Source organism: Streptomyces sp. NPDC001880, assembly GCF_053594575.1.
Genome location: NZ_JBSFET010000201.1, coordinates 1 through 4,296, shown reverse-complemented (window position 1 = coordinate 4,296; position 4,296 = coordinate 1). Strand labels below are relative to the sequence as shown.

The following is a 4,296-nucleotide window of genomic DNA, read 5'->3' as shown; positions in this document are numbered from 1 at the left end:
CCTGTCCGGTGTGGTCCTGCGTACCGGTCCTGGCGTGAGCAACTGGCTGACCGTCCTCGCCCCCGGGCGCGCCGTGGACCAGAACGCCTTCGCGGTCGCCGCCCCGTACGCCGCCGAGCACCACCTCAGGACCCTCAGCGACCTCGGCAGGTCCGGTCTGCCCGTACGCCTGGCGGCCGGTGAAGAATGCGTGCAGCGTCCCTACTGCGCGCCCGGCCTGAAGAAGACGTACGGCATCCGCGTCACCGCCGTGGACCCCAAGGGCGTCGGCACCACCCAGGCCAAGCAGGCCGTCCGACGCGGTCAGGACCAGATGGTGCTGACCACCACGACCGACGCCACGCTCGACGACTTCGGCCTCGTCCTGCTCGCCGACGACAAGCACCTCCAGAACGCCGACTACCTCGTCCCCGTCGTCAACCGGTCCCGGGCGGGCAGCGCAGGCGTACGCAACGCGCTGGGCAGGCTCAACACCGTACTGACCACCGCCGACCTGGCCCGGCTCAACGAACAGGTCGACAGCTGGCGGCGGCTGCCCGAGGACGTGGCGCGCAGATATCTGGAGTCCAAGAACCTCGTCCCGCCTGGCTGACCGCCGCCTCGCCGCGGTCAGGCCGTCAGCTTCCCGGGCAGCCAGCCCAGCCGCACGGCCTGCTGGAAGGGCCCGCCGCCCTCGTGGTCGTTGAAGTCGTACACCTCGATGGTCTTGTCCTGGTGGGCATAGGCGTTGAAGGCGGCGAAGACGGTCGAGGGCGGGCAGGTCATGTCCTCCAGGGCGGTCGAGAACAGCGCCGGTACGCGCCCGCGTGCGGCGAAGTGCACCCCGTCGAAGTAGGAGAGCGTGGCCCGCGCCCGCTCGGCCCGGCCGCGGTGCGTCTTGAGGTAGTTGCCCACCTCGCGGTACGGGGTGCGGTCGGTGACCGTGAGGGCACGGGGGAAGTCGCACAGGAACGGGACGTCCGGCGCGATCGCCACGAGGTCGGGTATCAGTCCGCCCACGGCGAGCGTGATGCCGCCGCCCTGGCTCTCGCCGATGGCCGCGGTGCGTGCCGCGTCGGCCAGCGGGTGCGAGCGCGCCGCCTCCACAGCACGCACCGCGTCGGTGAACACCCGCCGGTAGTAGTACGACTCCGGGTCCTCGATGCCACGGGTCATGAAGCCGGGGTAAGCGGGCGCGCTGCCCACCGGGTCAGGGGTGTCGCCGACGAGCCAGCCGCTGCCCTGGCCGCGGGTGTCCATCACGAAGTGGGCGAAACCGGCCGACGCCCAGAGCAGATGGGTGTGCGCCAGGCCCCGCCCGCCGCCGTAACCGATGAACTCGACCACCACCGGCAGCGGCCGAGTGGTGCCCGCCGGGACGACGAACCAGCCCTTGACCGGGTGACCGCCGAAGCCCGCGAAGGTCACGTCGTACACGTCGACGGTGCTCAGCCCCGTGCCGGCGCGCAGTTCGAAACGGGCGTCGAGGTCGTGGGACCGGGCCTCGTCGAGCGTCTTCGACCAGAACGCGTCGAAGTCCTCCGGCTCCACCGACCCGCTGCGGTAGTCGCGCAGCTCGTCGAGGGGCAGATCGAACAGGGACATGCGGGGACCGCCTTCTTCGCGGGGTGAGTGATCACCGTGGGAATGGTCGATCACACCGTACGGGGGGCGGCGCCGGCTCGCCGACGGCGTCACCGCGCTCGTCACCGAGGAGACCGACACCGGAGCTGCCCGGCGCGCTCTGCCGAACCCCTGGTGGCCTGCTCGTTCCGGCCCGGCACCACGGCGGGGCGCGCCCTACACGTCCGCCACCGAGTCGACCCGCACCTCGTCCCGGCCCACGCCCCGCGCGTCCGCGTCGACCGAGCGGCGCAGCGCCTCGTGGAGCTTGGCCGGGGTCAGCACGCCGAGGAACCGGGTCCCGTCGAGTACTGCGACCCATCCCGCGTCGTGCTGGAGCATCTCGCTGAACGCCTGCTTCAGCGGGGCCCCGACCGGCACCCAGGCATCCATTCTGCGGGCCAGTTCGCCGACCGTGCCGTGCTCGCCCGCGATCCGCAGCGCATCCGCCGCCACCCAGCCGTGCAGGTCGCCCTCGCCGTTCAGGACCACCGCCCAGCGGGCACTCGTGCTGCCCAGCCGTGCCGCCGCCGCGCCGGCCGGCTCGTCCAGCCGGGCGACCGGCGGCTCCTCCAGGTCCTCCGGCTCGATCGTGGTCACCGAGAGCCGCTTCAGGCCCCGGTCGGCGCCGACGAACTGTGCCACGTACGGGGTGGCCGGAGCCCCGAGCACGGCGCGCGGGGTGTCGAACTGCTCGATGCGCCCCGCCCCGTACACCGCGATCCGGTCGCCCATCCGGACCGCCTCCTCGATGTCATGGGTGACCATCAGGACCGTCTTGCGGACCGTCGCCTGGAGGCTGAGGAATTCGTTCTGCAGCCGCTCGCGCACCACCGGGTCGACCGCGCCGAACGGCTCGTCCATCAGCAGCACCGGCGGATCCGCGGCCAACGCCCTCGCCACACCGACCCGTTGGCGCTGTCCGCCGGAGAGCTGCGCGGGGTAGCGGGAGCCGTACGTCTTCGGGTCGAGGCCCACCAGATCCAGCAGCTCGGCCGCCCGCTGCCGGGCCCTGGCCCGTTTCCAGCCGATCAGCGCGGGCACGGTCGCGGTGTTGTCGAGGACGGTGCGGTGCGGGAAGAGACCGACCTGCTGGATGACATAGCCGATCCGGCGGCGCAGTCTCACCGGGTCGACACCGGAGATGTCCTCGCCGCCTACGAGGATCCGGCCCGTCGAGGGCTCGATCAGCCGGTTCACCATCATCATCGTGGTGGTCTTGCCGCAGCCGGACGGTCCGACGAGGGTGACCAGTTCCCCCTCGGTGACTTCGAAGGAGAGATCGTCGACCGCGCTGGTGCCGTCCGGATACACCTTGCCGACCTGCTCGAACCGGATCATGCCTGCACGGTAGGAGTCACCCGGGCCCCCCGCACACGGGCCGAGACCGACCGGGTCACGGCCGTGTGCTGAACTGTCCGTGGCCCATCTGATTCAGGAGCACCTTGTGAGCAGCTACCGGCAGCCCGGCATCGTCTTCACCGACCGCTATTTCACGGTCCCGCTCGACCACAGCGATCCGGGCGGCGAGCAGATCGAAGTCTTCGGCAGAGAGGCGGTGGCGAGCGGCAGGGCCGACGAGGAGCTGCCCTGGCTGCTGTACCTGGAAGGCGGTCCCGGCTTCGGCGCCCGGCGTTTCGTCGGCGCGGAGGCCTGGCTGGGGCGGGCCGTGCGGGAATTCCGGGTGCTGCTGCTCGACCAGCGCGGCACCGGTCTCTCCACCCCGGCCAACCGCCAGACCCTGCCGCTGCGCGGCGGCCCGCGCGAGCAGGCCGACTACCTTGCCCACTTCCGCTCCGACAACATCGTGCGCGACTGCGAGCTGATCCGCCCGCAGCTGACCGGCGGCGCGCCGTGGACGGTCCTCGGCCAGTCCTTCGGCGGTTTCTGCGCGGTCCGCTATCTGTCGGCCGCCCCCGAAGGGCTGGGGGCCGTCCTCATCACGGGTGGGCTGCCGTCCCTCGACGCACACGCCGACGACGTGTACCGGGCCGCCTACCCCCGGATCGAGCGCAAGGTCGCCGCCCACTACGCCCGCTACCCGCAGGACGTCGAGCGCGCCCGGGAGATCGCCGCCCATCTGCTGGAGCACCCCACCGACAGCGCCGGACACCGGCTGACGCCCGAGGGGTTCCAGTCCCTCGGCATCATGCTGGGCGGTGGCAGTGGCAGCCACCAGCTGCACTACCTGCTGGAGAACGCCTTCGTCCGTACACCGCACGGCACCGAGCTCTCCGACACCTTCCAAGAGGCCGTGCGGACCGCGACCTCGTTCGCCGGACATCCGCTGTACGCGCTGATGCACGAGGCGATCTACGGCCAGGGCGAGCAGCCCACCGGCTGGGCGGCCGAGCGGGTCCGGGCCGAATTCCCGCAGTTCGATGCCGCCGGGGCGCTCTCGGGCGACGGTCCGGTGCTCTTCACCGGTGAGAGCATCCACCCCTGGCACTTCGAGGTGGACCCGGCGCTGCGCCCGCTGCGCGAGACCGCCGAACTGCTGGCCGCCCGCACCGACTGGGCGCCGCTGTACGACACCGGGCGCCTGGCGGCCAATCAGGTGCCGGTCGCGGCCGCCGTCTACCACGACGACATGTACGTGGCCGGAAGTTCAACCTCTCCACCGCGCTGCGCCAGCCCTGGACCTCGCTGACCGTCTGGCCGTTCTACCTGCCGATGATCGCGTGCGGGGTCCAT

Annotated in this window: 3 protein-coding genes and 2 pseudogenes; 3 read left to right on the top strand and 2 right to left on the bottom strand. The window is 71.8% G+C overall.

The genetic code is table 11. From position 1 onward, the window contains the following. Nucleotides 1-592, top strand: a 592-nt coding sequence (locus ACWCQ6_RS36005; protein ID WP_451096554.1) for a glycine betaine ABC transporter substrate-binding protein, incomplete at its 5' end; no start/stop codon positions are given. A gap of 17 nt (nt 593-609) precedes the next feature. Here the strand turns inward: ACWCQ6_RS36005 and ACWCQ6_RS36000 are convergent. After that, a complete protein-coding gene (locus ACWCQ6_RS36000; RefSeq protein WP_451096552.1) occupies nt 610-1,584 on the bottom strand; it encodes an acetylxylan esterase in 975 nt (324 codons plus the stop codon). A gap of 195 nt (nt 1,585-1,779) precedes the next feature. Next, entirely contained in the window at nt 1,780-2,943 is a 1,164-nt protein-coding gene (locus tag ACWCQ6_RS35995; protein WP_451096550.1) for an ABC transporter ATP-binding protein, read from the bottom strand. A 106-nt stretch (nt 2,944-3,049) separates the two neighbouring features. Between ACWCQ6_RS35995 and ACWCQ6_RS35990 the strand changes: the two are divergent. Together ACWCQ6_RS35990 and ACWCQ6_RS35985 are read left to right on the top strand one after the other, a co-directional pair. Beyond that, nucleotides 3,050-4,201, top strand: a pseudogene (locus tag ACWCQ6_RS35990) (alpha/beta fold hydrolase); the annotation flags it as partial. Next, a pseudogene (locus tag ACWCQ6_RS35985) lies at nt 4,192-4,296 on the top strand (sterol desaturase family protein); the annotation flags it as partial. The pseudogenes ACWCQ6_RS35990 and ACWCQ6_RS35985, both read left to right, overlap by 10 nt.